This is a genomic window from Paenibacillus xylanilyticus, assembly GCF_013359935.1.
Lineage (GTDB): Bacteria > Bacillota > Bacilli > Paenibacillales > Paenibacillaceae > Paenibacillus > Paenibacillus xylanilyticus.
In genome coordinates this window covers 461,361-487,796 of record NZ_JABMCB010000202.1, presented here as the reverse complement: position 1 = coordinate 487,796, position 26,436 = coordinate 461,361, and the positions used below count along the sequence as shown (strand labels likewise).

The 26,436-nt window shown below is 44.7% G+C and carries 22 protein-coding genes; 18 read left to right on the top strand and 4 right to left on the bottom strand.

Translation table 11 applies throughout. The features are described from left to right. Positions 1 to 146 precede the first annotated feature (146 nt). Genes HP552_RS28830 through HP552_RS28810 form a run of 5 tightly spaced genes read left to right on the top strand, consistent with a single transcriptional unit; the run spans position 147 to position 4,825 of the window. Positions 147 to 1,247, top strand: a complete 1,101-nt coding sequence (locus HP552_RS28830; RefSeq protein WP_175398792.1) for an amidohydrolase/deacetylase family metallohydrolase — start codon at positions 147 to 149, stop codon at positions 1,245 to 1,247. Beyond that, a complete protein-coding gene (locus tag HP552_RS28825; RefSeq protein ID WP_175398791.1) occupies positions 1,225 to 2,334 on the top strand; it encodes a DgaE family pyridoxal phosphate-dependent ammonia lyase in 1,110 nt (369 codons plus the stop codon). The genes HP552_RS28830 and HP552_RS28825 overlap by 23 nt, the downstream gene beginning before the upstream one ends. Next, entirely contained in the window at positions 2,331 to 3,086 is a 756-nt protein-coding gene (gene dagF / locus HP552_RS28820; RefSeq protein WP_175398790.1) for a 2-dehydro-3-deoxy-phosphogluconate aldolase, read from the top strand. Before HP552_RS28825 ends, dagF begins: the two co-directional genes overlap by 4 nt. Further along, complete coding sequence (locus HP552_RS28815) at positions 3,079 to 4,092, top strand: sugar kinase (RefSeq protein WP_175398789.1); 1,014 nt, start codon at positions 3,079 to 3,081, stop codon at positions 4,090 to 4,092. Before dagF ends, HP552_RS28815 begins: the two co-directional genes overlap by 8 nt. A gap of 10 nt (positions 4,093 to 4,102) precedes the next feature. Beyond that, positions 4,103 to 4,825, top strand: a complete 723-nt coding sequence (locus tag HP552_RS28810; protein WP_175398788.1) for a GntR family transcriptional regulator — start codon at positions 4,103 to 4,105, stop codon at positions 4,823 to 4,825. A gap of 276 nt (positions 4,826 to 5,101) precedes the next feature. Here HP552_RS28810 and HP552_RS28805 read toward each other — a convergent pair whose 3' ends face one another. After that, a complete protein-coding gene (locus HP552_RS28805; protein ID WP_175398787.1) occupies positions 5,102 to 6,862 on the bottom strand; it encodes a methyl-accepting chemotaxis protein in 1,761 nt (586 codons plus the stop codon). A gap of 532 nt (positions 6,863 to 7,394) precedes the next feature. On the opposite strand from HP552_RS28805, the gene HP552_RS28800 reads away from it, so the two are divergent. From HP552_RS28800 to HP552_RS28775, 6 genes are all read left to right on the top strand, one after another. Beyond that, positions 7,395 to 8,321, top strand: coding sequence for an alpha/beta fold hydrolase (locus tag HP552_RS28800; RefSeq protein ID WP_246311102.1), 927 nt, complete (start codon positions 7,395 to 7,397; stop codon positions 8,319 to 8,321). A 377-nt stretch (positions 8,322 to 8,698) separates the two neighbouring features. Then, on the top strand, positions 8,699 to 9,499 hold the full coding sequence (locus HP552_RS28795) for a MerR family transcriptional regulator (protein WP_175398786.1): 801 nt from the start codon (positions 8,699 to 8,701) through the stop codon (positions 9,497 to 9,499). Continuing rightward, positions 9,496 to 9,891, top strand: a complete 396-nt coding sequence (locus HP552_RS28790) for a hypothetical protein (RefSeq protein ID WP_175398785.1) — start codon at positions 9,496 to 9,498, stop codon at positions 9,889 to 9,891. Before HP552_RS28795 ends, HP552_RS28790 begins: the two co-directional genes overlap by 4 nt. Before the next feature lie 46 nt (positions 9,892 to 9,937). Continuing rightward, positions 9,938 to 10,135 (top strand): GNAT family N-acetyltransferase, encoded by a 198-nt coding sequence (locus HP552_RS28785; protein ID WP_246311101.1) that lies wholly within the window; start codon positions 9,938 to 9,940, stop codon positions 10,133 to 10,135. A 32-nt stretch (positions 10,136 to 10,167) separates the two neighbouring features. Further along, positions 10,168 to 11,196 (top strand): alpha/beta hydrolase family protein, encoded by a 1,029-nt coding sequence (locus HP552_RS28780; protein ID WP_175398783.1) that lies wholly within the window; start codon positions 10,168 to 10,170, stop codon positions 11,194 to 11,196. Positions 11,197 to 11,674: 478 nt separating this feature from the next. After that, entirely contained in the window at positions 11,675 to 12,757 is a 1,083-nt protein-coding gene (locus HP552_RS28775) for a foldase protein PrsA (RefSeq protein WP_175398782.1), read from the top strand. A gap of 239 nt (positions 12,758 to 12,996) precedes the next feature. Here HP552_RS28775 and HP552_RS28770 read toward each other — a convergent pair whose 3' ends face one another. The 3 genes from HP552_RS28770 to HP552_RS35865 form a co-directional block, all read right to left on the bottom strand. Further along, positions 12,997 to 13,899: a dihydrodipicolinate synthase family protein gene (locus HP552_RS28770; protein ID WP_175398781.1), complete on the bottom strand. Its 903-nt coding sequence runs from the start codon at positions 13,897 to 13,899 to the stop codon at positions 12,997 to 12,999. A gap of 329 nt (positions 13,900 to 14,228) precedes the next feature. Then, a complete protein-coding gene (locus HP552_RS28765; protein ID WP_175398780.1) occupies positions 14,229 to 14,417 on the bottom strand; it encodes a hypothetical protein in 189 nt (62 codons plus the stop codon). A 30-nt stretch (positions 14,418 to 14,447) separates the two neighbouring features. Next, the gene (locus tag HP552_RS35865) at positions 14,448 to 14,732 is read right to left on the bottom strand and encodes a CBO0543 family protein (RefSeq protein ID WP_376768998.1); all 285 of its coding nucleotides are present in this window, start codon (positions 14,730 to 14,732) and stop codon (positions 14,448 to 14,450) included. A 422-nt stretch (positions 14,733 to 15,154) separates the two neighbouring features. Between HP552_RS35865 and HP552_RS28760 the strand changes: the two genes are divergently transcribed. The 7 genes from HP552_RS28760 to HP552_RS28730 all read left to right on the top strand — a co-directional run bounded on the left by HP552_RS28760 (position 15,155) and on the right by HP552_RS28730 (position 26,428). Then, a complete protein-coding gene (locus tag HP552_RS28760) occupies positions 15,155 to 16,933 on the top strand; it encodes a cache domain-containing sensor histidine kinase (protein ID WP_175398779.1) in 1,779 nt (592 codons plus the stop codon). Between the two features lie 8 nt (positions 16,934 to 16,941). After that, the gene (locus tag HP552_RS28755) at positions 16,942 to 18,480 is read left to right on the top strand and encodes a response regulator transcription factor (protein WP_175398778.1); all 1,539 of its coding nucleotides are present in this window, start codon (positions 16,942 to 16,944) and stop codon (positions 18,478 to 18,480) included. Positions 18,481 to 18,704: 224 nt separating this feature from the next. After that, on the top strand, positions 18,705 to 20,288 hold the full coding sequence (locus HP552_RS28750; protein WP_246311100.1) for a glycosyl hydrolase: 1,584 nt from the start codon (positions 18,705 to 18,707) through the stop codon (positions 20,286 to 20,288). Positions 20,289 to 20,353: 65 nt separating this feature from the next. Further along, positions 20,354 to 22,516 (top strand): alpha-galactosidase, encoded by a 2,163-nt coding sequence (locus HP552_RS28745; protein WP_175398777.1) that lies wholly within the window; start codon positions 20,354 to 20,356, stop codon positions 22,514 to 22,516. Between the two features lie 225 nt (positions 22,517 to 22,741). Further along, the gene (locus HP552_RS28740) at positions 22,742 to 23,701 is read left to right on the top strand and encodes an ABC transporter permease (protein WP_175398776.1); all 960 of its coding nucleotides are present in this window, start codon (positions 22,742 to 22,744) and stop codon (positions 23,699 to 23,701) included. Positions 23,702 to 23,716: 15 nt separating this feature from the next. Then, the gene (locus HP552_RS28735) at positions 23,717 to 24,655 is read left to right on the top strand and encodes a carbohydrate ABC transporter permease (protein ID WP_175398775.1); all 939 of its coding nucleotides are present in this window, start codon (positions 23,717 to 23,719) and stop codon (positions 24,653 to 24,655) included. 93 nt (positions 24,656 to 24,748) lie between these two features. Beyond that, positions 24,749 to 26,428: an ABC transporter substrate-binding protein gene (locus tag HP552_RS28730; protein ID WP_175398774.1), complete on the top strand. Its 1,680-nt coding sequence runs from the start codon at positions 24,749 to 24,751 to the stop codon at positions 26,426 to 26,428. Positions 26,429 to 26,436 lie beyond the last annotated feature (8 nt).

Genomic DNA, 26,436 nt, shown 5'->3' with positions numbered 1-26,436 from the left:
TAGTATAAACATTATAACATTATAATCTTTGGAATGGAGCAGCTCATCAGGTTTATTTTTTAAACATAAGGATGTACAGGTTCCATGTCATTAAACATTTTTTGAATTTCGCCTGTATACCGGGGTTGAAAAAGGAGATGGGATGAGTGGGCACAGAGAATGTACTGCGCAATTTGCAGCTTGTTGACGGGCGGATTGTAGATATCGCCATTCAGGATGGGATGATCACTGCCATTACACCGCCAGGCCAGGCTGAAGGAGAGAACGGCCTAGACTGTTCCGGGTTATATGTGTCCAGCGGATGGATTGATCTGCATGTGCATGCCGTGCCGGAGCTTGATCCCTATGGCGACGAGATCGACGAAATTGGTGTGAAGCAGGGGGTAACAACGCTGGTGGATGCTGGTAGCTGCGGTGCAGACCGGATCGGAGATTTGTATATCTCGAGGCTGAAGGCTGACACACAGGTATTTGCTCTGTTGAATATTTCAAGGATCGGGCTCGAACGGACAGATGAATTGTCGCAACTGGAATGGATTGACCGGGCCAAGGCGTTAGAGGCGGCAGCGGCTTATCCTGATTTCATCGTTGGTCTGAAAGCCCGCATCAGTCAAAGTGTCGTCAAAGACAGCGGCATTGAGCCGCTCAAGCTTGCACGCACACTGTCGGAAGAAACAAAGCTTCCGCTCATGGTGCATATCGGTTCTGCTCCGCCCGTGATCACCGAAGTGCTGAAGATTTTACAGCCGGGCGATGTAATTACCCATTATCTTAACGGCAAGTCCAACAATCTATTCCATGCGGACGGCACACCGCTGCAAGGGCTGCTGGATGCAGCTGCGCGGGGAGTTCATCTGGATGTGGGGCATGGCACAGCGAGCTTCTCCTTCCGGATTGCAGAACAGGCCAAGGCGGCAGGCATTGCGCTGAATACAATCAGCACGGATATTTACCGGGGCAACCGTCTGAACGGGCCGGTGTACAGTATGTCGAATGTGCTGACGAAATTTTTGGTTCTCGGCTACAGTCTGGAAGAGGTGATCCGCGCAGTGACAAGCAGCGCAGCGGAGTGGCTCGGCAAGCCGGAGCTCGGCCAGATTAGGGTGGGACAGGAGGCGAATCTGACTTTGTTTGCCCTGGAAACAGGCGAGAAGCAGCTTGAGGACTCGGAAGGCGATGTCCGGGTTGCGCAACACTATATTGAGGCTAAAGGAGTCTTTGTAAATGGATCACTCATTACAGGCTAGATATGGATTGAAGCGTGTTATTAATGCCAGTGGAAGAATGAGCATCCTTGGTGTTTCCGCACCTACGGATTCGGTCATGGAGGCGATGAAGCAGGGCGGACAGCAGTACGTGGAAATTGCAGATCTTGTAGACAAATCCGGAGAATATATTGCACGCCTGCTTGGTTCCGAAGGGGCAGTTGTTGTGAACTCGGCATCCAGCGGCATAGCGCTGTCGGTGGCAGCCATTGTGACCGCCGGAGATCCGAGGCTCAGCCTTCGCCTGCACCAGGAGCCGATATTAAAAAATGAAATTATTATGCTAAAAGGCCATAATGTACAGTATGGAGCGCCTGTCGAATCCATGGTATTCCTTGGCGGTGGCCGGATAGTGGAAGTCGGATACGCCAATGAAGGTCGCAAAGAGCATATCGAACAGGCCATCGGTGAACGCACTGCAGCCATTCTCTATGTGAAATCCCATCACGCCGTTCAGAAGAATATGATTTCTGTGGAAGAGGCCTGGGAGGTTGCGCAGCGTCAAGGGATCCCACTGATTGTTGATGCGGCTGCGGAAGAGGATCTGCGCAAATATGTCCACTATTCGGATTTGGCGATTTACAGCGGATCGAAAGCTATTGAAGGTCCTACCTCCGGTATCGTCGCTGGCAAAAAGAAATACGTCGAGTGGTTGAAGGTACAGCTGCACGGGATCGGCCGAAGTATGAAGGTCGGCAAAGAGACCACCTTCGGGCTGCTTCAGGCCCTGGATGAATATCAGGACAAAGCCGATCACAGTGAGCGGGAGAAGCTGGCGCTGGAGGCTCTTCAGCCGCTGGCCGGGCTTCCTGGTGTTTCGGTCCGTATCGTTCAGGATGAAGCAGGCAGAGCGATTTTCCGCGGGCGTATCCAGATTGATTCCTCTGTAGCAGGGATGGATGCAGGAAGTGTCAATGACCAGCTGCGTGAAGGTGTAATTGCGGTATATACCCGTGACTATGGCGTCAAGCAGGGTTATTTCGATATTGATCCGAGGTCTCTGCAAGGTGATGATCTTCAGGTCATCGTCAGCAGAATACATGAAATCGTGGGGGGCGAACAAGCATGAGTCATATTCATCAGCGTCTGTATAAGAACCGGGCCGCACTTAATGTACTGGCCGGCAGTATCGGGAACGCTAAGGATGTGTTCAAGGCTGCGGAAGGATATGTACTGGTAGGTGTGCTCTCCAAAAATTATGATACGGTGGAAGAAGCGGTAGCCGCCATGACTGAATATGGTCAGGCTATCCGAGATGCCGTATCCATTGGACTCGGGGCCGGAGACAACCGCCAGGCGGCAGTTGTGGCGGAGATTGCCGCAAGTTATCCGGGAAGCCATATCAATCAGGTATTCCCGGCAGTGGGGGCGACCCGCGCCAATCTGGGGGCTAAGGACAGCTGGATTAACAGCCTGGTCTCTCCGTGCGGGAAGCCGGGCTATGTAAATATATCAACGGGCCCCATCAGTTCGGGAACCACTCCGCAGGCTATTGTTCCGGTTCATGCCGCCATTGCACTGGTTCGTGATATGGGCGGCAATGCGCTCAAATATTATCCGATGCAGGGACTGAAGCTGGAGGAAGAGTACCGTGCGGTCGCCAAGGCCTGCGGGGAAGCCGGGTTTGCTCTGGAGCCTACGGGCGGAATTGACCTGGTTAACTTCGGACCCATTCTGGAGATTGCACTTCAGGCAGGCGTGCCGCAGGTTATCCCGCATGTGTATTCCTCCATTATTGACCCGCAGACAGGGAGTACGAACGTACAGGATGTCCATCGATTACTTGAAACAATGAAATTGCTGGTGGACCGGTATGCCTAGGATTGCTGCTTTTGGTGAAGTGATGATGCGGCTGCAGGTTCCGGGCTATGAAACACTGGTGCAGAGCAACAGGCTGGAGTATTCTTTTTCCGGCAGCGGGGTGAATGTAACTGCTGCACTGGCCAGATACGGCCATCATGGTGCGCTTATTACCACCTTGCCGGAAACTCCGCTGGGCGAAGCGGCTTTTGCTTATCTTCGCAAGCTTGGCGTGGATACTTCACTAATTAGCCAAGGCGGAAAGCAGCTGGGGATGTACTTTCTGGAGAATGGCTTTGGAGCTCGCCCCGGCAGAGTCACCTACACAGACCGGCTGGGCAGCAGCTTCAATACCGCGGAGGCGAGCAATTATGATATGGTAGCGCTCGCTTCCAAGGTCGACGTTCTTCATTTGTGCGGAATTACGCTGGCAATGAATGAAGGTGTGCGCAAGCAGATGAAACAGCTTGCTATGGAAGTGAAAAGTGCCGGTGGCAAGATTGTTTTTGACTGCAATTATCGTCCTGCGTTATGGGGGGAGGACGGCTATACCAAGGCCCGCCCGCATTATGAGGAACTGTTGGAGCTGGCTGACCTGGTGCTGATGAATGAGAAGGATGCACAGTATATTCTTGGCATTGGAACCGGAGAATATGATAGAATAACGCAGTTGAAGCAAGCAATTCCAGAAGTTGCGGAACGCTTCCGCATCGGTATGACAGCAGGAACCCACCGTGAAATTAACGCTGACAATACGCATTCCCTGACAGGATATATATATCATCAAGGTACGTTCGTGTTTTCCAGCAAGCTGACCTTCCCTGTGTATGACCGGATTGGTGCCGGCGATGTGTTTGCGAGCGCTGTTATCCATGGGGAATTGCAGCAATACCCGCATCAGCAGACTGTTAATATGGCATCGGCGGCAGCGATGCTGGCCCATACCACTCAAGGCGATACAGCGCTTTTTACCGAGAGCGAGGTGCTCCGGGCGTTGTCAGACCATACCTTAGATGTTGAAAGGTAGTGAACAGCGAGTGTCACTGAAACGCAAGCAAGGTCCTTTATATCAACAAATTCAAAAAATTCTCAAAGACCGGATTCTGCATGGGGTATATCCTCTTGGAAGCATCATCCCCTCCGAGCCGCAGTTGGAGAAAGAATTCGGCGTCAGTAAAATGACGGTCCGCGGCGCGGTCCAGGAGCTGTCCCACGAAGGCTATGTGCAAAAGAAAAGCGGTGTCGGAACAATTGTGATGCGCAATACCTCCTATCAGAAGCTCTCCAAGGGCAAACGGTTTACGGAGCTGCTTGTAGAAGAGGGCCATAAGCTGGAAAAGAGACTGCTAAATTCCCGGTTAATCACCAATGATACCGGAACAGAGGACTATGTCCGCTACGGGCCGTATTGCCAGCGGATTGAACGGCTCTACATTCTAAACGGACAGCCTTATATTCATCTGATCCACTTCTTGGCTGCAGCTGCACTGCCCGGCGGAGGCACGGCAGAAATGGATGCAGACATCCAGTCGCTGTATGACTCACTGGAGGAGAACGACATTGTGCTGGAAAACTTCAAGGACCGTTTCTTTGTAGAGCCGGCACCTCATGAGGTGTGCCAGCTGCTGGAGCTCCTCCCGGGGACACATGTGCTCAAGCGCTTGCGAAATTCCTTCGACGGAGAAGGCAGACTGATTGAACACAGTATCGGCTGCTATAACACGGAGCTCCAACATTATCTGGTCAGTTACGACACCTGAAGTCAATGTTAGGTACGAATGGATATATATTAAGAAATCCAAGATGGATACCGTTATTTTCAGACTCTCGCTGCTTGCAGCGGGATTTTTTGATGCGCCTGAGCAATCATTTCAATTAAAGTTCCTTCATCAGCTGGTTAATACATTCTGCTGCTTTTTCATTACCCATTCATAGCGTGAAATTAGCTGGCATTGTAGCGCTCATAAGCAGTCTAAAAAACCTTCTCACTGAGAGCTATACTCTCAGATAAGAAGGCATGTTGTGAAACCTCATCATTAGTATTTGAATTTCTCTGTCAGATTCTCTAATTTCTGTGACATATCCGACAAAGTTGTGGCAAGGCTCGTAATTTGCTCCATTGAAGCCAGTTGTTCCTCCGAAGATGCAGCAATATTTTGTGAGTTGTCTGCAGCTTGAAGCGCAAGATTCGTAACTTGCTCTTGGCCCGCTGTTATTTCCTGAACACTTGCAGTTATCTGCTGTGTAACACTGGCGAGTTCTTCCGTTTGCTGCGCGATAAAGTTTGTGGATCCCACAATTTTGTTAAACTGTTGTTCCGTCTCATTAGCAATCTGTATACCTGAGTCGACGTCCTGTTTAACTCGTTCCAACGTTTTAAGAGATTGTTCTATATCCAAACGCATATCTTGAATCAACGTGGAAATTTGCCCCGACGACTGATTCGATTGTTCAGCAAGTTTTCTCACTTCAGCAGCAACTACGGAGAAACCGCGGCCTTCTTCTCCTGCACGTGCAGCCTCAATCGAAGCATTTAAAGCAAGAAGATTAGTCTGCTGGGCGATATCCGTAATGGCATGTAACATCGTACCGATCTGCTGGCTGCGTTCATCCAGCATCCTCATGACTACATCCGTTTCATTAACCGAATGGTTAATCAGGTTCATTTGTTTGGCCGTGTGTTCTACGGCAGTACCACCGATGTTCGCTAATTCCATCGCATCAACAGAAGAATCGGCAATGGTGGATGAGCTTTCAGCTATTCGCTGGATACCAATCGATATCTCCTCGAGTGAGTTGGTTGTCCTTTGAAGCATCATTTGCTGCTCTTGTGCACCGGATGCGGATTCTTGAATCGACATGGTGATATTCTCAGTTGCTTGACTGGTGTGCTCTGCTCCAAGGGTCAATTCTTTGGAGGATGAAGCGACCTGCTTGGTAGAGAGATCTACTTGGCTAATGAGATATCTCATATTTTTAATCATTTCATTAAAATCCTTAGCCAGCTCACCGATCTCATCTTTGGATTTCATTTTAACTTCTTCAACGGTCAGATCACCTTCTGCAACTGATTTCAGTCGCTTTGCAATCTTTAGGATAGGATTCGTTAATCGCCCCGAAACAAAGCTTACGATAATTGATCCGAGAACAACCGCAACTGCCATAACAATTAGAACAAGATAGAGGACTTTTGTGGCACCGCTGTTGAACTCACTTAAATACGCACCTGAACCGATGATCCATCCCCAATGTGGATCCATTTCGACATATGAAACTTTCGTTTCTACTTCACCTGTATCGGGTAGAGCCCACTTGTAGGTGACAAATCCTCCTCCAGCTGTTCCAACGCTAACGAGCTCTTTTCCCAAATATACGCCATCTTCCGTTACAACATCTGTCAGATCCTGACCTTCATTTGAGGGATTCATCACGGAATGGGCATCCTTATCAACTGCCCATGGATATCCGGTCTCCCCTACAGTATATTCACTTTTTACAGGGCGCTTATTATCGGCATTCTTTTCACCGAGCAGTTCGACCCGGAGCTTTTCCTGTGCTTGCTCCAATGTTAAATCTCCATTCTCCACTTGTTCATTGAGGAGATTAATCATGCCAATGACCATCCGCACACTATTTTCGAGTGCTGCCTTGCCCGATTCATTCATTTCATTTTTCGATACCGTATACGAAGTGAACCCGATCACGATCGTGGGCACGATTAGTATAGCCAAGCATAGAGTGACTAGCTTTGTTCTTAAAGATCTCATTTTTAGTATAGATGCCATCTTTGTTTTCACTGCATTTCCCCCTCAATACCTTGATTTACAGATCCCATAATCTTAATAGTTAAAATTTTAATAAAAGTCTGTACATAATATATCGTACATTTATCCCGTAAAATGAAGCCTCGTTTCGATGTATGTTGCGGACTTTTTGGTTGTGGATGTTATTAATACAAGCCGTGATCCTAAGTCTTCACTTTATAGTAAAATCCTTGCTGCGGCTGTCTTTTCATTTTAAAAATATTTTGACACAGATCAAATCAAGGACAAAAAAGCTCCTGGCGCAACAAAAAATGAGAACTTTAAACTAAACTTAAACTTGCTCCATACTTTGTCTTAAGCCTGGAGGGTTATGATCGTTCCCAAGGGGATAAACAAATACACAATAGAAGATTAAAACAGCAGACGTTTGAAAGACTTAACATGGCAAAAATACTCTATATAAAGGCGTTTTTTACCGTAAAAAGAATGGGAGGGAGCAAACTACTACGTGATTGTCAAAAAGAAAAATAAGATTCTAACCATCTTCAAGAGACTGTTTCTCGTCATGTTGTCCACTGTACTCATCTGGATCGGCTTTCATCATGTCATGAAGCTGGTAGAGCAGCACAAATACCCGGCTATAGGTCAGTATGTACAAATTGAGAATCAACGGATGCATATCTACACAAAAGGTAACGGACCCAACACTATTGTCTTATTAAGCGGCCTGGGAACAGTCTCACCTGTGCTGGACTTTGAACCATTAATTAATGAAATGTCCAACCATAATAGAGTTGTCGTCCTAGAGCCGTTCGGATATGGCTGGAGTGATAAGACGGATAAGAAAAGAACGGTGGAGCACATCGTTGGGGAACTAAGAAGTGCATTGCAGCAATTAAATATCAAAGGGCCATATGTATTAATGCCGCATTCTATTTCAGGGATTTACAGCATGTACTATGCTCATGAGTATCCTGAAGAGGTTAAGGCGGTTGTTGGAATAGACGCGACGCTGCCAGCGGCCCTTGCTTATTTCAATGAATCCCCTCCGGCCATCCCGGGTTATATGAGATATGCGGCGCCCATCGGGTTAGCTAGACTTGCTGTATATTTGGATGGTAGTGCTTATCTTCCTCTTGCAAGTGAAGGTGCTTACTCGGACGAGAATTTAGCAATGACCAAAGCAATGACGGCATGGAACGGTTACAACAAAAATGTTATTCAAGAGGCAAGTGAACTGGGTGACAATGTAAGAAAAACTGCTCAGATGTCGTTTCCATCAGATATACCCGTATTGTTTTTTACAAGAGACGATGGCAGGGTAAGTGAGGATGGGAGATCTCAATTCACTTTTTTACAAACTCAGCTTACCGATCATCCCTCGAGTACAATCTTCCCTTTACAAGGTCATCATTATCTTCATTGGACTAAATCCAAGGAGATGAGCGAAACTGTCCTGAAATTCTTGAAAGATATTAAAGATAAGGAATGACCTTAGTTGTATTTGCTATGAAGGTTAGCCAGGGGTGTCCGTCGTTATTAGACGCTTCCAGACAAAAACATAACTTGAACCCAATGAGAGTCGCTAAAATAGCGGCTTTTTCTGGTTATATCGATAAGACCTTGTCCTTATCAAGGATAAGATCATGGCCCGGTTACCGAATCCTTGCTGTCTAACTAAAGAGGCTTAGGTAGCTAATAGTAAGAAATATCAACAGTAGAAATGTTAAGAGTAGAGGAGACATTACTCCCGTAATCGAAATTGCCAGACGTGGATTTCTAATTCTATGTTTTACTTTCATGACTTGACCTTAGGTCTGACCTAAGGTATATGCTTAATTTGTATTCAAGGACTGGGAGGAAAAACCGATGAAAAAGGAAATCACCATTAGCGAGTTAGCAAAACTGATGGGTGTGTCCGTCCATCAAATTCGTTATTTTGAGGAAAAAGGCATATTGTTCCCGTCCTATATTGATGAAAATCAATATCGGATGTATAGCATTAATGAGATGTATCGGCTGGCACATATTTTGCTCCTCCGTAAGGTGGGTTTGTCTGTACAATCCATCCGAGTTTGGAAAGATGAAGGGATGCCGGACGACATGCAGCGGTTGCTTGTACAGTCTGTTTCCAAGATGAAAGTCGAGATAGATCGCCTGCAAAAGTTGAGCAATTTTATCTGTAAGGTATTGGATGAGAATGAGCGCTATGGACAGGAGGCTGATTCCTTCCGAGTTACTCAACGAGATCCGCTTGTTCTGTCTTCATGGTTCGAGACAGACATCGAGACGGAACTGGATGCTCGAATGTTGGTCCAGCAGGGGGATACGCTGCCAGCGTTGTTTGAAGCGGACATTCATTACGTGTATGAGGGAGGACGCCGCGTAATGCTGTGCACGGAAGTGCACGACACGGAAGGAGACATGGTTTTGCCAGCTGGCGAGTATTTATCTTACCATTTCTCGCTACATGGCGAAGAAGGCTTGGAACAACACTTCAATCAATTTCAGACCTTCGCCGATAGCAGCTCACTTATTTTAACCGGACCACAAATCCTTGTGGAAAAGTCATACCTGTCTCTGTTCACCCAAGAAAGCATACATTACGAATTGCTTGCACGTATTGATCGTAACGGCATTGGTGCTGCGAAACGGGAGGAGATTCAATGACCACGATTTCTGCCATTCTAATGGAGCGAATGAAAGAGGAACACAAGGCCTCAGTCAGCGAACTGCTTCAACAAGGATTTTGCAGCAAATTTCAACTTGGGACAGGGCTAAATAACTCGCAGTTGCAGTGGCTGTTAGAAAGGCTACTTGTGTTGGTTGAGCAACGGGGAGGAAGTGAGCGTATCGTTGCCCTGCAGGGAGGATCCGTCGTCGGCAGCCTGTCACTTCAGTTTCAGGTTCGTTCAGGTGATCCGCGTCCAAGTCAAACAGCAGTGGACCTGCTCCCCTTGTGGAAAGGGATTCAAGAAGTCGGATGGGCAAAAGCGTTAGGTTTCTCTGTTCGATTGGCCTTTTTGAGCCATCGCCCGGTGCGTGGCGAATTGTATTGCTGACATAACTGTCCATGAACGCTTTCGGGGAGCGGGGGTAGGCAGGACGATGCTGGAATGGGTCCTCCGCGAAGCAGCATCAAGGGCGGAAATGCGATATGCAAGCATGCATGTGTCGGGCAGCAACGTTGGAGCCAAACGCCTGTATGAACGGATGGGATTCCGTACAAAGAACGTCCAGCGCAGCCGTTTCATGGCGTGGTTATTTGGCGAGAAAGAGTGGAATTACATGATTCATGAAGGGTAGAATCCTTGCGTAGAAAGGAATGCAGAGGAGAGATGAAAAAGAAATGGGGAATTTCGCTCCTGATCATCCTGCTGCTGTTGGGAGGAACCGGCGCGTATATTTTACAGCAGAACAGCTTTGATATGGTCCAACAAGCTGTGGAGATGGATACGCCTCAAGGCAAACTGACGGGCGTACTAACGTTACCCGAGAAATATAACGGCAAGGTTGGTCTAGTGTTGTTCATTCATGGAGACGGCCCAATCGATGCGACACACGATGATGGTTATAAACCGCTCTGGGAGCGGCTTGCTGCGCTTGGCTATGCCTCACTCTCGCTAGACAAGAGGGGCATCGGTGGATCGGAAGGCAACTGGTTAGACCAGAGTATGGATGATCGGGTGGAGGAAGCGGAGCATGCGTTAGCCTGGGCGAGGCAGCAACCATCAATTGACGTGGATCGCATAGGCGTATGGGGGGCAAGCCAGGCAGGGTGGGTTATTCCTAAACTAGCCGGCAAAGAAGAGCTAGCTTTTAGCATTCTCGTTTCTCCTGCAATCAACTGGCTTACGCAGGGAGAATACAATACGCGCAGACAAATGGCGAAGGAAGGACGATCTTTGAGTGAGATTGAGCAGCAGGTGATCGACGATAACCGAATTAAGGATCTTTTAAAGGCTGGGAGCTCTTATGATGAATATGTGAGCGTTGCGGGCCAAAAAAATGCCATGTCTAGGGAACGTTGGACGTTTGTAAGTCAGAATTATACTGCTGATGCTACAAACGATATTGCGAATTTTAGCTCTCCAGTTCTGCTTCTGCTCGGTGATCAAGATATTAACGTAGATGTGAAAGAAACAGAGAAGGTTTACAGGGAACGTGTATCACCATCCGAATTACTGCGAGTCAAAGTGCTGCACGACACGGAGCACTCCATGCTCTCCACCTCGACTGCCGATTCGTCGACACGTGCGTTATTGATCAGCTTGTTTGCGCCGAGGAACATTACGGCGAAGGGGTACATGGATGAAATAACAGATTTTTTGAAACATGCTCAACCCATTCAAGATACGCAGCATTAAAGTGAAAAGTTATAGGTTATATCAAGAGGGAAAGACATGGAACTGAAGCTGCCGAGCGGGAGGAAGTCGGCCTGGATCTGGCAAAATCCATTACGATCTTTGGTATGATCATGGTCAACTGTAAGCTGTACTCTGCAGTAAAAAACTAGTCAATTGAACGGGTCATAATGAATGCTGGAGTGGTGAATTTAGGAATGAGAGACAAAAACATAGTCCCAATGAGAGTCGCTGATTTAGCGACTTTTTTAGTTTTAAGAAACCCAGCTCTTTACCTGAATTAAAGACAAGAACCTCGATCATTTCCAAAAAGGATCCGGGTCACTTTCGCTTTTGGCTCAAACACTTTCGCATAATGAAATGAATCATAGAGTTGGAACGAATTCATATGAATATGAGATTTTTTATATTATTTTAAGGTTTTATTTTCTAAATACTTTATATTTAATATGGAAAAGACCGAAGGGGGATTATACATTTAATGGATAATAACAAGCCGTCGCAAGACAATGAAGAAGAAATGAAGGATTCATTGACTGAAGAGCAGGAAACACAGCAAGAAACAACTTTGGTACCGGAAATGCTAAAAGAGGAGAATCAACGGACGCCTAAAGGGAAAAGTAGTGTGGTCTGGATGATAATCTCGGGAATTCTTGCTGCTGCACTTATCATTGTAATCGTATATCCACCATTTGGTGGGGGCAGGGAGGCTGTGGCTTCGGTCAATGGGACTGACATTTCAAAGGACGAGCTATACAATGAATTGGTATCTCTCGGAGGTGAGAGTACATTAAACAGCATGATTACGATGAAATTGATAGACCAAGAGGCCGCAAAGGCTAAAGTGTCTGTTACGGATGAAGATGTGAATGCCGAGATTGAATCACTAAAGACCCAATATGGCGGTGAAGAAGGCCTTAACACGGCGCTTTCTCAATCAGGTATGACAATGGATTCGCTCAAGAAAAATACGGAGGTACAAGTGAAAATCCGTAAAATACTTGAGCCGAAAACGACAGTAAAAGATGAGGATATCAGTGCTTACTATGAGGAAAACAAAGCGACGTTCGCAACTCCGGAGCAGGTAAAAGCATCCCATATCCTTGTGGCAACGAAAGAAGAAGCTGATGAGATCAAGAAACAATTGGATGAAGGAGCAGACTTTGCAACCCTGGCATCAGAAAAATCCACCGATACAGCTTCTGCAGCAAGCGGCGGGGATCTTGGATTTTTCGGGAAAGGTGAAATGGTAGAACCATTTGAGAAAGCCGCTTTCTCCATGCAGATCGATGAAATCAGTGAACCGGTTAAATCGGATTTTGGTTATCACATTATCAAGAAAACCGATTATAAAAAAGCTACAGATCCAACACTGGAAGATAAAAAGGAAGATATTCGTAAAATACTGGTGGAACAACAAGTCGGTGAACTGAGCACCAATTGGATGACGGAATTGCGTTCAAATGCTACCATTACCAACACACTTGAACCAGCAGAGGAAAATGCAGATGCTGCAGATTCCGCAGATTCCGCTCAGGATACAGAATCCAGTCCAAACGAATAATATTAATAATGGTAGAATGAAAACAAGTGAGCAGCTGGCAAATTTGAATTGTATGGTTTAAACTTGTCAGCTGTTTCTTTTCTTTGCTAACCTTGGACAAGAATCTCATTGAAGTCGCTATTTTAGCGGCTTTTTATTTTGTCGAAACAAGAACTTGTTCCGATTACGGATTAGATGGATGTCTATAATAAACAGTAAGCGGCATCCTTTCATCCTCTGGATCAGAACTGATTGGAAGATTAACAAGAGCTTTCAATAGATGTTATTTCTATAAGTATGGACTTCAACTGATCCCTGACCAAGCCATTCAGTGGTTGTAAGGGAAGAGGGAGACTGGGACCTGAAATGAAGCCATTGATTTCTGCTGCTGCAGAAACAACACGTAAGCTTCCATATTGACGGAATAGCGCCCAGATCGGTTCAAGTCGTGCTGATAGTTGATTTGCTTCGTCTTTACTACCGTCGAGTGCCAACTGGGCCATTTTCAAACACGTTTTAGGAAATAAGCCGCCCAGAACGGAATACCAGGCTTCGCAGCCCGCATTCAAGCCAGTGACTGCAAACGGATCCCCGCTTACCCCGATCGTAACAGTAGAAGGAATGAGTTTACGAAGACGGTTAACTCGTACTATTGCTGCCTCAGGATCAGAAGGAACCCCAGGAATCTTGATTGAACGTACAGAGGGAAGTTTAGCAATTTGTTCGTGCAGTTCATCGCTAAAATGAAAGTGCGTAGTGGCCGGATTATCATAGATACAAAGTGGAATAGAGAGCGAACTTGATACTTGTTCATACAACGAATAAACCTCTTCATTTGTTAATGTTTGATAAGAAACAGGTGCAAGCAGCACAGCTCCGGCTCCGGTTCTTTGAGCGTCTTCTGCTAAATGAAGTACATCCATCGTGCGAAGCGCACTTATGCTTGTCATCACAGGAATACCATCGGCGGAATCGACTGCAAGTTGCAAAACGCGAAGCCGTTCTGCTCGGCTCAAATAGGCATAATTACCCGTCGATCCCAGCGCTCCGATGGAGTTTACTCCGGCTGTAACCAATCGTTGAATCAGATTTACAAATTCTTTTTCGTTAACTCCACTTTCATTCATTGGAGTTAGCGGAAAAGCAGATAGTCCATGGAACATTAAATTCTCTCCTTTAATCATATTGTGAAGAAGTATTATCGATTATAGGAAATTTATTGGACTAACTTACAGTGCCAATTATTAATCAATTTATAGTGCCAATTTTATTATAATTGCGGTATGCAATAAAAATGTACTCATTGCTATTTCATTTTGGTTAATGGTGAGAGGACTTAGATGAAGAGGAGTATACAATGAAATTTGTATTTCATAATACATGTTATCAGTTAATCTGACTGCTTTTCTCGATTAAAGCTTGAAGGCTTTCCTTCAGCGTTGCTGCTGGGCTTCGTGCCAACTTGAGATAACTTTCAGTGCAGAAAGTATAGTTATTCTTGTTTATTTTTTTCCTCAAGAAGAGTATCCACCTTCTGAATCAAGGTCATCAGTTTTTTATCATAATGCCTATACGTATAAAATCCAATTAAAGCCTTAAATACAAAAAATAGTACTGCTGCGATTACAATAAGGAGATAATTTTGTGCTATTTGCTTTAACCAAGCATTAATCTCATCCATCGGTTTATACCCCTAAACATTGAGGAATTTTTAGACTTTATTGATCAACTTGCTGTATCCATATGCTGAAGCTAAAGGCAAAAAGTAGGATACAAAAGTCCAATAAATGTTCCAGCCATTAAAGTAAATTACTCTGCCCATTTCATTCGCCAACCATTCCAGAAACGTTAAAACAAATGATGTAATTAGTATAGCTAACCAGGCCTTAGCCTTCTTTTTTAAAAGAACCAACATCATGAGGCACCCTGCTATAGGATACAAGCCAAGATCCATAGGGAGAGCGGCAAATGATTGATTATGTGTATTGGGGAGTATATTCCAGTAATAATATTAAATCCAATACTGTTTATACAAGCGGAGGATGCAATGCCCAGCGGAAAATACGTCAACAGAATCCTAAGGTTATTTTTAAGGATATAACCACCTTCTAAAATCGGAATAATGAATCCTAAAATAATATTTCCTAGCATGGGTTCACTCCTTAAAGCACCTCAATCTAGTTACTTATTATTGACATCATTGCTCTTTTTCAAACAAACAAACTTACATACTAGCAGATTAGAATGTTATCTAATCCAATCGGACTATGTTGGATCTCATCTAAAATGTCTCATTGACTATCTAAAAAGAGAAGAGTACATTTGGTCTTATGCTAAGAGGAGATATCAGGATAGAAATATTTATATAATTCATTCATGATTAAGATCAGAACAATATTTAGGAAAGAGGACCGTGCTATGCGCTTTATCCGAATACTAAATGACATCAGACTTAAGAGTAAGCTATCATTGATTTTTATAACTGTGGCTGTGCTCCCGCTTTTAGTAAGTGGTATCTATCTAACAAGCAAACTGAAGGAAGTTATGATCACGAACGCCTTTGAACAAGCAACCAATAACGTAGAGCGTGTCCAGAAAAGGACCGAGGAAGTTATCAATGTAGCTATTGATATTTCCTATCAACTCTCCAATGATAACCGATTGAAGTCCATAGCAAGCCGGAGTTATGACAGTTATAACGAAGTCATTCAAACCTATCGTCAATATACTGACATTCGGGATTATATGCGGCTTTATAAAGAAATAAAATCAATTCGGTTATATACATCCAATCCAACGATGCTCAATAACTGGGAATTTATGCAGCCAGACGCTCAAACGAAACAGTCTGAGTGGTATAGAGCTGCCTTGAGTCAAAAGGGCCTTGCAGGGTGGGACTATATTCAGGATGAGCGTGATCATAAACAGTATCTAAGTCTGGTTCGAAAAATCAATCTGGATGAGTTGAAAAATGAAAGTGTTTTGGTGATTAATGTGAATTCTGATTTGCTAAACTCCATTCTATCCCAAGAGACCTTTTCAACGATGATCGTGGATAACAGCAACAATATCGTGGCAGCCAACCGGCCAAACCTTTACGGTAAAAACCTTGCCTCTGTGCATGCTGGGAGTAATATGCTGTCTCAAACACAGGGCAGCTATGAAGCTGTCATGGATGGAAAAAATTCGAAGGTGGTCATAGCAAACATAACTCCACAGAATAGCTGGAATGGACTACGTATCATTTCCGTTTTTACGGTATCTGACATTCTACATGATGCAAACGCTATCATTCGATTGGCTACTCTGGTTATAGGCGGATGTCTAATCATCGCAGTTGTGCTTGTATATATTTCGGCATCCTTTATCGCGAGGAGATTGCTTCGACTTAGTAAACACATGTCCCGAGTAGGTACGCTATCCTGGGATACTTATCTTGACCTCGACGGAAAAGTTGAGATCGGACAACTCTCCAGACAATTCAATGAACTGGTTCATCGGATCAGTGAACTGATGTACGAAGTGGAGGAAAGCAATCAGCAGAAACAGTTATTACTACAAAAACAAAATGACATCAAATTCAAGATGCTGGCTAGCCAGGTGAATCCCCACTTCCTGTTTAATACGCTTGAGTCGATTAGAATGGAAGCACATCTTCGTGGGGAAGAGGGGTTAGCCCAGGCCGTTTGGCAGCTTAGCACGCTGATCCGAAATAGTTTAGAGGTCGGAAGTCGCCAGATCCCACTTTCAGATGAGTTAACTATGGTTCGTTGTTACTTGGAACTTCAAAAATTCCGATATGAAGACAGACTTCAATACATTATGGAAATCGACCCAGCAAGTGAACACATTGAAATTCCTCCACTTATCATTCAACCTTTGGTTGAGAACTCGATAATCCACGGATTAGATCGCAAAGAGGGGCCAACACTGATCACTATTCGAACGAAGCTTAACGTTCAAGGTACGTTATTCGTGGAGATCCAAGATGATGGTGCTGGAATTTCTCCAACGAAGATGAACGAATTAACAAAACAGTTAATGACCTCCGATGAATCTGGTAATCGTATTGGTCTTCGTAATGTAAATGACCGATTGGAACTCACTTACGGTATAGCATCTAGGCTCACAATTAATAGCATCGAGGGGAGAGGCACCAGCATCGCATTTTGCATACCGAAGGAGAGTGGAACCTAATGTTTTCAGTGATAATCGTTGATGATGAACCAAAACTGCGGTTGGGGTTGCAGACTTTAATACCATGGAGGGATTTGGGGTTCGAAGTGATTGGAACGGCAGCTGGTGGACACGAAGCACTTCGGATATTTGAAGAAACCATACCCGATGTATTGTTGGTGGATATACGTATGCCGGGTATGGACGGACTTGAACTCCTTCAGGAGATCCGTCAGGGGGGCTGGTCCAGTCATGTCATTATACTCAGTGGTTACGCCGATTTTGAGTATGCGCGCCAAGCTCTTCAATTAGGTGTCGAAGCATACCTGCTCAAACCTGTTAACAAGGAAGAACTTTCAGCATCGCTTCAAAAGATTCATGAACAGCTCTCCAACGTGCAGAAAAAAAGTTTGTTACAAAAGACAAATACGCCAGAATGGATACTTTATTCTTTACTAACCGGTAATTCTGCTTCAGAGGATTCTATTTTAGGTGAATGGTCAGACTCATTTGAGGCGAGCTGGAAAACATTTCAAATCCTTTTAATTGGTTTTTCAGGGTCACATCAAGAAGAAAGCGAACAGATTCATAACTTCAAGGATGTACTCAGTAGAACGTATGCTTCGGATCGTCAAGGGATCGTTTTATATTTTGCTCCATACATTGTCCTGCTGCTTGGTGATCCTCCTGTCGGTGAATTGGGATGGTCTGAACTTCACAAGAATCTCCAGCTATTATCAGGAGAACTTCGATTTGAAATGGACGTAGCGATAGGCCAGCCTGTTCGGTCTTTAGATGAAATCATTCATTCTTTCAGAACTGCACGATCTCTTCTGGAGCGTAGTTTCTTTTATGATAGAGGGAGGATGCTGACGGAGGAAACACCGGAAACCTATCAAAAAGAAATTGTTCAAACTTCAGTATTATCTCTATCAAATAAGGAGGAAGAGGCTTTCAGGCTGCATTATCTGGTCGATGTTGGGCATGCAAGTGCGATCTCATCTTTTTTAAACGAAATAGCATTACAACAAGCAGCTAATCAGGCCGATGAAAAGGAGATCCGTGACCGTTTCTTCTACCTTGCTAATGAAACGGTTCGAAAAATTCATTCCCGTGTCTGGTCTCTAAGCGGTTATCCGGGAGAGCCAGCCCAATTCCTTGCTGAAGTATATCATTCCCGATATATTCGGGATCTCGTAGACCGTATTTCTGTTGTTATGGAGAGGCTCGCTCGATGCGCAGATTATAATAGTAAGGACAATGAAATGAAGCGATTGCTGGATTATATAGATCGGCACTATGGGGATAACCTAAGATTGGAAATGCTTGCCGTATTGTTTAACTACAGTAGTTCCTATCTGGGCCAACTCTTCAAAAGTTACACGGGGGAATATTTCAACGCCTATCTGGATCGGATACGGATTCAAAAAGCGAAAGAATTACTGGCTCAGGATATGAAGGTTTACGAAGTGGCTGAAAGGGTAGGATATTCAAACGTCAATTATTTCTACACCAAATTCAAGAAGCTAGAAGGGGAGTCACCTTCTTTTTATCAAAAAAAAGAATAACCTTGAACAAAGCTCCTCTACTAACGGAAGTAAACGAACAGTAGGGGAGTTTTCTAATTTCTAAATGAAAAGAAATGTGATTTTCTGAAAATACAAAGGATTTTAGAATGAAAGGATTTAAAATTTGTGATATGTCCGAGAGCCTCCTAAGCCAATATAGTTGATACGAAAGGAGGGACCATAACAATTGAAAGCGATAACAGGAATGCGAGGGGAGGCATAAAATGAAGGCAAAATCAGATTCAAATATAAGGTGTGCAGCGTCGAATAAAACCTACTTAATGTTAGGATCGGCCATTTTCTTGTTGAGCATCATCATGTCGAGTTTCACTCATTCCAGGGTGGAAGCAGCCATTACGGTACCGGGATTTGTTGTTGAACCTGAACCTTTTCCAGATCAAGCACAAGCATTAATAGTAACATTTAAAGATGCCCAGCTAGAAGGGTACGGGATTGAGAAACGGGACGAGACAACTGCCAAAGCTGAGGACAATGCATATGATGGGAAAGGTTACATTTCTTATTTTTTCGAAGAGGATCATACAACTAAAGGAAGCGCTACATTCAAGGTTGAAGCACCGGAAGATGGTCTTTATGAGTTGAGTTTGGGATATTACATCCCTGAAGGGAATGGAGATAAAACAACCTCCATACAAGTGAATGGTTCGGGAGCTGGTGAATTGACGCTGAATGCTCCCAACCCAGGGAAGGTCCGCGCTGAAAAAAAGGTAACAAAAGTGCTTCTGAACCGGGGCAGCAACTCCATCCAACTCTTACGAGGATGGGGATACTATGGCATTGAGTATATAAAACTGGATCATGTCGATCCCAACATATCCAAACAGGATATAAAGATGGACACAATAAGTAACTCTAAAGCAACTCCGCAAGCGAAGGCACTCTTGAATTTTATGACCAGCCAGTATGGAAAGAATATAATTTCAGGACAGCAAACACTAGAAGATGCGAAGTGGATCTACAAGCAGACAGGAAAACTCCCTGCGCTGGTCTCCAGTGATTTGATGGATTATTCTCCATCCCGTGTAGAAAACGGAAGCACCTCAAACGAGGTGGAGAAGATGATTGAATGGTACGAACGTGGAGGAATAGTGTCATTAAGCTGGCATTGGAATGCCCCGAAGGGAATAGGCGGCAACGAACCGGGACGCGAATGGTGGCGAGGTTTTAATACCGAGTTCACGTCCTTCGATGTAGAATATGCCCTGAATCATCCGGAATCGGAAGATTACAAGCTTTTAATTCGAGACATTGATGCCATCGCTGTTCAGTTGAAGCGGTTGCAGGATCATAACATTCCCGTACTTTGGAGACCGCTGCACGAGGCAGAGGGCGGCTGGTTTTGGTGGGGAGCCAAAGGGCCCGAACCTGCCAAAAAATTATATAGACTAATGTACCAACGTTTGACCGATCACCATCAGTTAAACAATCTCATTTGGGTATGGAACTCTGTGAAGGAGGAGTGGTACCCGGGCGATGATATGGTCGACATTGTAAGTGTCGACGTTTACAATCCAGCGGGCGATCACAGCCCGAACATTTCCAAGTATGATGATCTTTTGTTTTTGAGCAAGCACAAAAAGCTTGTAGCGCTCGCAGAAAACGGACCTATTCCGGATCCTGATCTGCTGAAGACTTACGGCGCACATTGGAGCTTTTTCAATACCTGGACTGGAGATTATCTGCGCGACGGAAAAACGAATACAAAGGAATATTTGAAAAAGGTATACAATCATGACAACGTAATCACGCTAGATGAACTTCCCGAAGGATTGTATGGCAGTCCCTAAATCGAAGTGGAATAGATTTTATTATTGAGCAGAAACAATCTAGTTTAACAGGAGTGAATCATGTAATGGCTATTTATATTAACGAGTCACAGCATATTTTTCATATGCAATCCCGTGTAACCAGTTATGTTATTCAAATCATAGACGGCTATCCGTTACTGGTATATTGGGGGCAACGATTGTCCGAGAAAGGAAACCTTGAAAAACTTGTACCAGGTCTGGAAAAAACGGAGCTAGGCTCCATGCCTCATGAATATCCGCAATATGGAACAGGTGACTTCAGGTCGCCTGCCTATCAAGTTCAACTTGAAGACGGGAGCCGCATTACAGAGCTTCGTTATAAAGGGTACGCAACAAAGGCAGGTAAACCAGCACTTGAAGGCTTGCCATATGTGTATACGGAAACGGACCATGAAGCAGATACCTTGGAGCTGGAATTGGAGGATGCATATGCAGGACTGACCGTTCTTCTAAAATATTGCATCTTCAGGGATGGAGCTATTACCAGGTCAGTTCAATTTAAGAACAACGGTCAACGCACGATCAAACTTTTACGTGCGCTTAGTGCCAATGTTGATTTGTATGGTAAGAGCCATTATGAGTTGCTATACCTTGCGGGTCATTGGGCACGAGAGGCGCATCTTCAACGCAGACCCCTGGGCCCAGGAGGTACTAGTCTTGGGAGCAGACGTGGAATGAGTAGTCATCAGCACAACCCTTTTGCGGCTGTCGTTAGCCCTGGAGCCGATGAGGATCATGGGGAGGTCTTTGCGGTAAATCTGGTGTATAGCGGTAATTTTCACGCCGAAGCTGAAGTGGATGCTTTTGGTGTCGTTCGTTTGGGCATTGGACTGAATCCGTTTGATTTTGGTTGGATGCTTCCTCCCGGCGAATCCTTCCAAACCCCTGAGGCTGTATTGGTATATTCAAATGAAGGGATCGGAGGCATGTCCCGAATCTATCATCGACTTTACCGGAACCGTTTATGCCGCGGCGTGCATAGGGACAAGGAGCGACCGATTCTCGTGAACAATTGGGAGGCAACTTATTTTAATTTCACTGCAGAAAAGATTGAAGCGATTGCCGAGGCAGGCTCTCAACTGGGGATTGAACTGTTGGTGCTTGATGACGGCTGGTTCGGTAAACGTGACAGCGACAATTGTTCGCTCGGAGACTGGGTTGAAGATCGGAGAAAGCTTCCTAATGGCCTGCGTGATTTGGCGGAACGGATTCAACGTCACGGATTGCAATTCGGTTTATGGTTTGAACCTGAAATGATCTCACCCGACAGTGATCTGTACCGGAAGCACCCCGACTGGTGTCTTCACGTTGAAGGTCGTCGCCGGACAGAAGCCCGCTGGCAATTGGTATTGGATCTTTCACGGCCGGAAGTCCGTGATTATTTGTATGATGCACTGGCTGAAGTCTTCACCAACATACCTGTTTCTTACGTAAAATGGGACATGAACCGTGCGTTGACCGAAATTGGTTCCGCAACGGCTTTACCGGAGAATCAACAGGAGATTGCACATCGGTACGTGCTTGGGCTCTATGAACTTTTAAATAAACTGACGACTGCATTTCCGGAAATTCTATTTGAAAGTTGTTCCAGCGGTGGAGGTCGATTTGATCCCGGAATGCTCTACTATATGCCGCAGACTTGGACAAGTGACAACACGGATGCCGTGGAACGCTTAAAAATACAATACGGGACCAGTTTGGCTTATCCCGTCAGTACCATCGGAGCTCATGTCTCCGCCGTGCCGAACCATCAAGTCCACCGCGATACCTCGCTTAAATTCAGAGGTGACGTTGCGATGTCGGGGAACTTTGGCTATGAACTTGATCTGACCAAATTCACGGATGCCGAAAAAATCCAGGTGAAGGAACAGGTTGCCATGTACAAAGAACATCGTTCTCTCATACAACAGGGTGATCTATTTAGACTTCGGAGTCCTTTTCAAGGGAATGAAACATCCTGGATGTTCGTTTCGGACAATCGATGCGAAGCTATCGTATTTTACTTTCGAGTTTTAGCTAAGCCAAACCCTGCTTCTGATATGCTTCAGCTCAAAGGATTGGATCATTCGTATACTTATGAGGTGAGTGGAGAGAGTGGACACATGGGATCTTTTGGCGGGGATCGTTTAATGCAAGCAGGCTTGATTATCCCTCAACTTACAGGAGACTATAACAGTGTATGGTTCAGATTAAGCGTTATTCAATAATTATGGCGATGCCAGAAACATTCTCTAAACGTTAACTTTTAGTGATTCAATGATAAAAATTCTCTGCATTGGTTTACTGCAGGGGATTTTTATTATACCAACTTATGAAAATAAATTATATTTTTCTGAAAATAGTAAGGATTTTTGAATGAAATCATAATAGATCTCCGATATGTCGCCAAAATAACAATCGTTTTATGATGAAAGAGGAAAGGGGGGAATGAAATGAAAGCGATAACAGAAGAGAGAAGGTTCCGCACGCGCAAACACAAAAATTCGCAAAAGTGGAAAGTCTTTAAGAATCAAAAATATTTGTATATGATGTCATTTCCGTTTGTGATTTGGGTGTTTGTATTTCAGTATTTGCCTCTGTGGGGATGGACGATGGCATTTCAAAACTACAGACCAGGCAAAGGGTTTTTCGATCAAAAATGGGTTGGATTCGATCATTTCCAAGCACTGTTTCAGGATGAGCATTTCTATTTGGTGCTAAGAAATACGCTGGCAATGAGTCTTATGGGGCTTGTGGCTGGGTTCGTGTTTCCTGTATTGTTCGCAGTGGTTCTAAACGAGGTACGGGTTCAGTTTTTGAAGCGTTTCGTACAGACTGTTTCTTACCTGCCTCACTTCGTGTCATGGGTCGTGGCAGCCGGAATTGTCATCAAAATGATGTCAACGGACGGAGGCGCGATAAACGACTTGCTCTTGGGGCTGAATTTGATTGACCAACCGATACAATTTATGGCCAAGGGGCAACTGTTCTGGGGAATAGTGACCGGAGCCGATGTTTGGAAGGAGACAGGTTGGAACGCCATTATCTATTTGGCTGCCATTTCGGGGATTGGTCCTGAACTGTATAAGGCAGCAAGGGTCGATGGTGCCAGTCGTTTGAGACAAATATGGCATATCACACTCCCTGGCATCAGGCCAACCATTATCGTACTGTTTATTATGTCGATTGGCCATCTCGTTGGAATCGGATTTGAAAAGCAATTCTTGCTCGGCAATCACTTGGTTAGCGACTATTCCGAAGTGTTGGATCTGTATGCGTTGAACTACGGTTTATCCATGGGGAGATATTCTTTCGGTACTGCTATTAGTATCTTCAATTCGGTCATCAGCGTGATTTTGCTGTTCGTCGTGAATGGACTTTTTAAAAAATTCGCTAACGAAAGCATTATGTAAGGAGGAGGAACAGACATGGAAGCATCCGAGCCGACAACTTCTTCCGTCACACCCAAACGACCGAAGATAGGCGCAAAATCTTCCCAAGACTTGATATTTGACACCTTTGTTTATGTATTCATTGGAATTGTTACAATCGCGACGCTATATCCCTTTTTGAATGTACTCGCCATTTCCTTCAACGATTCCGTAGATACTGTTCGAGGCGGTATTTCAATTTTCCCTAGACAATTCACTTTGGAAAATTATAAGCTCATCTTTAGTTATGAAGGATTGATCACGGGTTTCAAAATATCGGTGCTTCGAACTCTAATAGGAACACTGGCAGGTCTTGTAAGCGGATCGATGGTTGCTTATACACTTGCTCGTAGAGAATTTCAGGGAAGGCGGTTTGTCTCCGTATTTCTGGCAATCACAATGTATGTGTCGGGCGGTTTGATTCCGGGTTTTATCTTGATCAAGAATCTGGATCTGATCAATACATTCGCCGTTTATATTTTGCCAGGACTCGTAAGCGCCTTCAATATATTCATCATCCGTTCGTTCATCGATGGAATTCCTTATGCTCTGCAAGAATCGGCCAAGCTTGATGGGGCGAACGATTTCACCATTTACTGGCGTGTCATACTCCCGCTTACCAAGCCTGCTCTTGCTACGGTAGCCTTGTTCCTTGCTGTCGGGCAATGGAATTCTTGGTTTGATACGTACCTTTATAATGGTTCCAATGACTCCCTAACGACCTTGCAGTATGAGCTTATGAAAGTGCTTCAGAGTACCACCACAAACTCGAACAATATACGTGGGGAAAACATGTCGCAACTGATGTCACAAGTATCTCCTGATGCTGTTAAAATGGCGATTACCATCATCGCAACAGTGCCTATTCTCATTGTTTATCCTTTCTTGCAGAAGTACTTTGTAAAAGGCATGACACTGGGTGCTGTCAAAAGCTGATGAGACACTAAACGTAAATGACTTTGTATCCAGGAGATATGTTGTAGACCTGGTTATCTGAAATTATCTGAATCATGGGGAGTGTTAGTTTTTATGAAAAAGCGAACCCGAAAAACGGCAGTAACACTACTTTCAGCTGGTCTTTTACTCAGTCAGCTCGCAGCCTGCAGTGGAAGTGGTGGTGGGGAATCAGCAAGTCAAGATGGCTCAAAACCTATCACACTTACTTATTTTTCAGAGGATGGAAGTCCTAACTGGAACAATATGAATGACCGTATAGGAAAAGTCATCACAGAGAAAACAGGCGTCGTTTTGGATGCTGAATTCGCAGTGGGTGACCCTGTGCAGAAAGTATCCATCATGGCTGCCACCGGTGAAGTTCCCGATCTCATAGCTGCAAAGGCTGATCTTGGCAAGCTAGTGGATGTAGGTGCAGTTCTTGACCTGACGGACCTGATTGAAGAACATGCTCCCAATATTAAAAAGATGCTTGGCGATAAGATTGTTCGTGCCAAATATAGTTTGGAGGATCAAGCCATTTATGCCATTCCGACTTGGTCTGCTATCGATGAACGTAAATTCAAAGCCGACGGCGGTTTTCAGCTTCAGCATCGCGTTGTAAAAGAAGCTGGTTATCCCGAAATTCGTACGGTAAAGGATTATGAGAAGGTTATTACGGACTATTTGGCTAAACACCCAACAGATGAAAACGGTAACAAAAATGTCGGGCTAACCATTAATGCGGATGACTGGCACATGTATCAGGTGACGAACATGGGATTTTTTACGACAGGCGCTCCGGATGATGGAGAATATTTTGTGGACCAAGAAACATTCGACGTAACCTATCATTTCCGCCGTCCAGAGGAGAAGGAATATTTCCGCTGGTTGAACCATATGAACGATATAGGTTTATTGGATAAGGAAAGCTTCGTCCAGAAGACGGATCAATTCAAATCCAAGGTTTCATCTGGACGAGTGCTTGGCCTGATCGACCCTGCATGGGACTATGGCGACGCACAACAGGCATTGAAGGCTGCAGGTGAATTTGACCAAACCTACGGACATTATCCAGTAACGTTATCTGAGGAGTATAAGGATACAAATTTCTGGTCCGCTGGTTTTGACGGAGGATATGGTATTGCAATTTCCAGTGAATGCAAGGACCCTGTAGCTGCGATCAAATTTTTGGATTACCTCGCTTCGGAAGAAGGACAGGTTCTGATGAACTGGGGGATTGAGGGACAAGATTACGTTGTAGAGAATGGAAAAAGAACCGTACCGAAGGAAGTTCAAGAAAAGATGGATAGCCAAGGCAGTGCTTACATGAAAGAATCGGGTCTCGGCCTGTATTGGAACCTATCGGTTCATTATGGTGACGGAATTGAGGACTCTACAGGCAATTATTTTACGAAAACGAACAGTGATCTTTTAACGGCAACCTACAGTGAGCCCGAAAAAGAAGCGTTGGCTGCTTACAAAGTCGAGCACTGGAGAGATCTTTTTCCAAAAGAAGAAGAGTTTCCTGAAAGAAAAGCGGGCGCGGTCTACAATATTGCTTTGCCAAGCGATAGCCAGGCTACAATTCTAATGGCTAAGATGAAGGATATTACATGGAAACGAATTCCTGAAGCTGTTATGGCCAAACCGGAAAATTTTGATAAAATCTGGGATGAGTACATGGCCGAGTTGGAGAAGGCAGGAGTAGAAGAGATGGAAGAGGCTTTTGGCCAATATGTGAAAGACCGCGTTAAACTGTGGAGTGGTCAATAACCATTCAA

Coding starts and splice junctions, on each gene's coding strand:
- HP552_RS28790 (WP_175398785.1), top strand. CDS start 9,496: ATGACCACGATTTCTGCCATTCTAATGGAGCGAATGAAAGAGGAACAC.
- HP552_RS28815 (WP_175398789.1), top strand. CDS start 3,079: ATGCCTAGGATTGCTGCTTTTGGTGAAGTGATGATGCGGCTGCAGGTT.
- HP552_RS28760 (WP_175398779.1), top strand. CDS start 15,155: ATGCGCTTTATCCGAATACTAAATGACATCAGACTTAAGAGTAAGCTA.
- HP552_RS28735 (WP_175398775.1), top strand. CDS start 23,717: ATGGAAGCATCCGAGCCGACAACTTCTTCCGTCACACCCAAACGACCG.
- HP552_RS28780 (WP_175398783.1), top strand. CDS start 10,168: ATGAAAAAGAAATGGGGAATTTCGCTCCTGATCATCCTGCTGCTGTTG.
- HP552_RS28750 (WP_246311100.1), top strand. CDS start 18,705: ATGAAGGCAAAATCAGATTCAAATATAAGGTGTGCAGCGTCGAATAAA.
- HP552_RS28825 (WP_175398791.1), top strand. CDS start 1,225: ATGGATCACTCATTACAGGCTAGATATGGATTGAAGCGTGTTATTAAT.
- HP552_RS28775 (WP_175398782.1), top strand. CDS start 11,675: ATGGATAATAACAAGCCGTCGCAAGACAATGAAGAAGAAATGAAGGAT.
- HP552_RS28785 (WP_246311101.1), top strand. CDS start 9,938: ATGCTGGAATGGGTCCTCCGCGAAGCAGCATCAAGGGCGGAAATGCGA.
- HP552_RS28800 (WP_246311102.1), top strand. CDS start 7,395: ATGTTGTCCACTGTACTCATCTGGATCGGCTTTCATCATGTCATGAAG.
- HP552_RS28730 (WP_175398774.1), top strand. CDS start 24,749: ATGAAAAAGCGAACCCGAAAAACGGCAGTAACACTACTTTCAGCTGGT.
- HP552_RS28765 (WP_175398780.1), bottom strand. CDS start 14,417: ATGGATGAGATTAATGCTTGGTTAAAGCAAATAGCACAAAATTATCTC.
- HP552_RS28745 (WP_175398777.1), top strand. CDS start 20,354: ATGGCTATTTATATTAACGAGTCACAGCATATTTTTCATATGCAATCC.
- HP552_RS28740 (WP_175398776.1), top strand. CDS start 22,742: ATGAAAGCGATAACAGAAGAGAGAAGGTTCCGCACGCGCAAACACAAA.
- dagF (WP_175398790.1), top strand. CDS start 2,331: ATGAGTCATATTCATCAGCGTCTGTATAAGAACCGGGCCGCACTTAAT.
- HP552_RS28795 (WP_175398786.1), top strand. CDS start 8,699: ATGAAAAAGGAAATCACCATTAGCGAGTTAGCAAAACTGATGGGTGTG.
- HP552_RS28770 (WP_175398781.1), bottom strand. CDS start 13,899: ATGTTCCATGGACTATCTGCTTTTCCGCTAACTCCAATGAATGAAAGT.